Here is a 3,578-nt window from a genome sequence, read left to right as displayed (position 1 = left end):
GTCATTTTCAAACTTGCAGAAGTCCCTGTCGCACCCTTCGCGGGTGTGTGGATTGAAATCCCTATGTCGTCATTTTCAAACTTGCAGAAGTCCCTGTCGCACCCTTCGCGGGTGTGTGGATTGAAATAAATTTACCTGCATTTTTGGGTACAAGATCAACCAGTCGCACCCTTCGCGGGTGTGTGGATTGAAATCTATTACACGTCCGATTCTGCGAAGGGATACGGGAGGTCGCACCCTTCGCGGGTGTGTGGATTGAAATTGTGAAATGTGCGTGAAAGAAACTCCAAAAAGTCGCACCCTTCACGGGTGTGTGGATTGAAATAGTGACTGTGGAGTTTGAAGAGCTGTCACTTGAAAAACGTCGCACCCTTCGCGGGTGTGTGGATTGAAATAAGAACCTCAGGTCAGGAAGGGTCCTTCTGATCAGGTCGCACCCTTCGCGGGTGTGTGGATTGAAATGCATAGCCCGCATCATAATACCATGATTCTTAAGAAGGTCGCACCCTTCACGGTGTGTAGATTGAAATATTATAAGTTCCAGAATAAACATTGATAATATAGTCACGCCCACAAGGGTGTGTGGATTGAAATGGTATATAGTAAAGAATCAATACGAAAAACAATATAGTCGCACCCTTAACGGGTGTGTGGATTGAAATTCTCGGCCTCGAACTTTGAGATCTCCAGGAACCAGTAGCCTTCCCTCAAGACCATTTCACTCTCCATGACCTTTATTTTGTTTTTGAACAGCGGGCCGTCGATAACAAAAGTATGGAACTCCCCGTTTTCACCGCAGGGATCGATTGAAGGATTGTGCTTTTTCAGGTCGCATATAAAATTTTCATCGATCTTTCGGCCCAGCCACTCTTTCCCTAACAACCCGGCTTTGACGCTGAGCAGGATCACCTCAAACCCCAAATCTATGAGGCCATTTATGATCTGTTCGGAATTTCTCTGCCAGAGCGGCATTATTAACTCAAGGTCCAGTTCCCCGCAGATCCTGTCTACAAGGTTCTTATGCGTCTCGATATGCCCGAAAACCGCCCCGTCTATTTTCTCTCCGTTGTCCCTTAAATCACGGACCACTTTTTTGAATTCCTGTTCATATGAAATAAAGTCCTTATGGATAAGGGGAATTCCAAGAGCTTCAGCCTGTGCATAAAGCAGGTCAGGATTGATGTCATGGGAACCGCGCCTCTGGATTTCTCTGAAGTTCAGGAGGTGGGAGACCTCAAAACCTTCCGAGATTGCCCCGTAACATGCAAGGCAACCGTCCTTTCCTCCGGTCCAGGAAACAACCACTCTGCCTTTACCACTCTTGCTTTTATCGTTCTTGTTTTTCTCGTTCTTGCTTTTCTCGTTCTTAGTTGAAATGGGATTGTTGCACATCTCCCATACACATGCACAATCTGAAAAAAAAGCTTTTGTTTTTCACCAGCTCTCTGCCCGAATATTTCTCAAAATCTCCTGAGGCCGGGTCTCTTTCCGTACATCAGCAGGATCAACAGGGAGCTATTTCAACAGGGAGCCATTGATAGTGACCCCGCAAAATATGGGAATAATTCTACTTTTTTCATTAAAATTAGCTTGCTGCATGCAAAAGCCATATAACATTAGGAGATACTGTTTACTCTGAGACTTCGGAGATACTGTTTACTCTGAGACCTTTCAAACACCCCGTAAAACAAAAGCATTAAATCTAAAGTTGAGTATGTTTGGGGTTAAGTTAGCTAGCAACAGATGAGATGAATTCCCCATGCCAGTAATCACCTTGCATTATGAAGACCTTGAGAAACTCACAGGAATAGATAAGGAAACCATCATAAAAAGGGTGCCCATGATAGGGGCCGATATCGAAAGGATTGAAGACGAGTACGTCGATATCGAGTTCTTCCCTGACAGGCCTGACCTTTACAGCGTGGAAGGGGCATCCAGGGCAATGCGGGGTTTTCTGGACCTTGAGACCGGGCTTCCCGAATATGAGATAAAGCCTTACGAGGTATCCATATCTGTCAGTGAGGATATCCTGAAGATCAGGCCCTTCCTCGGGTGTGCGGTTGTAAGGGGAGTAAAGTTTACATCCTCTTCCATCAAGTCCCTCATGGACCTGCAGGAAGACCTGCACTGGGGCCTTGGGAGAAACAGGAAAAAAGTTTCCATCGGGGTCCATGACCTTAAAAATGTGAAGGCTCCTTTCCGCTATATGGCAGTAGATCCCGGATTCGAGTTCGTGCCTCTCGATTACACTGAAAAGATGAGCATGACGGAAATCCTGGATAAGCACCCGAAAGGCACAAGGTTTGCCCATCTCGTAAGGGGTTTTGACAAATACCCGATCATCCTGGACGCAAATGACAATGTGCTGTCCTTCCCGCCCATCATCAACGGTACACTTACGTCCGTGACCGAAAGCACAACCGACCTTTTCATTGATGTTACAGGCCTCGGGGGAGCTGTATACACGGCTTTGAATATTGTTGTTACAGCCCTTGCAGAAAGAGGAGGGCAGATCGAGTTCGTAAGGCTAATCCGCCCCGGGGGCGAAGAATTTGTCCTGCCTGACCTTGAGCCCAAAACCCGGCTGCTTACCACAGGCGAAGTAAAATCCCTGATAGGCATGGAACTCTCAGTTGAAGAGATCGTAAAACAGCTTGAGCGGATGCGCTTTGGAGCACGCGCCCTTGATGCGGAAACCGTTGAGGTAAAGGTGCCTGCTTACAGGGCAGACATCCTGCACAACTATGACCTTGTAGAGGACATTGCCAAAGGTTACGGCTATGAGAATATCAAAGTAAGGGTCCCTGAGACCTATACCGCAGGCAAGTCCCACCCGATTTCCCTGATGCGGGCTTCGGTAAACGAAATAATTGTCGGGCTTGGATATTATGAGGTTATGCCTTTTACGCTTACCAGCGAAAAGGTCAACTTTGAAAACATGCGCAGGCAAAAGACCGAGGACGTTACCCACGTGCTCCACCCGATCAGCGAAGACCAGACAATGCTCAGGACAACCGTGCTTCCTAACCTTCTTGAAATCCTTGCCTTAAACCAGCACAGGGAACTCCCGCAGAAAATCTTCGAGTTCGGAGAAGTAGTAAGCAACGAAACAACCGGTCAACACGTAGCTGCAGTCTCGATCCACCCGCAGGCAAACTTCACCGAGATCTATGAGGTTGTAGATGCCCTCATGAGAGAAATGCTGCTTCCCTACGAGGTAAAAGAGTCCGAAGACCCGGCTTTTCTTGAAGGCAGGCGGGCAGATGTTTATGTCAATGGCAAAAAGCTCGGAGTCTTTGGAGAACTCCACCCCGAAGTAATAAACAACTTCGCGCTCGGATACGCCGTTGTAGGGTTTGAACTTGACCTGAATGACCTTATAGGTAAAAATATTTAATTTAGAAGGTTAATTTTCCTATTTTTAATTAACCTTTTAAATTTTACTTTTTTAACTGATTTTTTTACTTGGGAGCGCAGAGGCACAGCGGAAAGTCCCCTTCCTCGGAGGCATCAGCCGACAGGTGGGGGATGAAAGCGCAGCCTCGCACAGTAGTAAATATAACTTTATAACTTAATAA

At 46.8% G+C, this 3,578-nt stretch carries 1 protein-coding gene, 1 pseudogene and 1 CRISPR repeat array; of the genes and pseudogenes, one reads left to right on the top strand and one right to left on the bottom strand.

Going from position 1 to position 3,578, the window contains the following annotated elements; all coding sequences use genetic code 11:
- Window positions 1-27 precede the first annotated feature (27 nt).
- Window positions 28-662: a CRISPR direct-repeat array (repeat unit 32 nt; unit sequence GTCGCACCCTTCGCGGGTGTGTGGATTGAAAT).
- A gap of 70 nt (window positions 663-732) precedes the next feature.
- Window positions 733-1,392, bottom strand: a pseudogene (locus tag EO95_RS01030) (diphthine--ammonia ligase); the annotation flags it as partial.
- Window positions 1,393-1,759: 367 nt separating this feature from the next.
- Here EO95_RS01030 and pheT point away from each other — a divergent pair.
- Window positions 1,760-3,397: a phenylalanine--tRNA ligase subunit beta gene (gene pheT / locus EO95_RS01025; RefSeq protein WP_048131413.1), complete on the top strand. Its 1,638-nt coding sequence runs from the start codon at window positions 1,760-1,762 to the stop codon at window positions 3,395-3,397.
- Window positions 3,398-3,578: the final 181 nt, after the last annotated feature.

It is taken from the genome of Methanosarcina sp. 1.H.T.1A.1 (assembly GCF_000979295.1).
Taxonomy (GTDB): domain Archaea; phylum Halobacteriota; class Methanosarcinia; order Methanosarcinales; family Methanosarcinaceae; genus Methanosarcina.
The sequence above is the reverse complement of the archived record's forward strand: the minus strand, read 5'-3'. Positions and strand labels throughout refer to the sequence as shown.

Excerpts from the sequence above, each read along its gene's own strand:
- pheT (WP_048131413.1), top strand. The coding sequence starts at position 1,760 with ATGCCAGTAATCACCTTGCATTATGAAGACCTTGAGAAACTCACAGGA.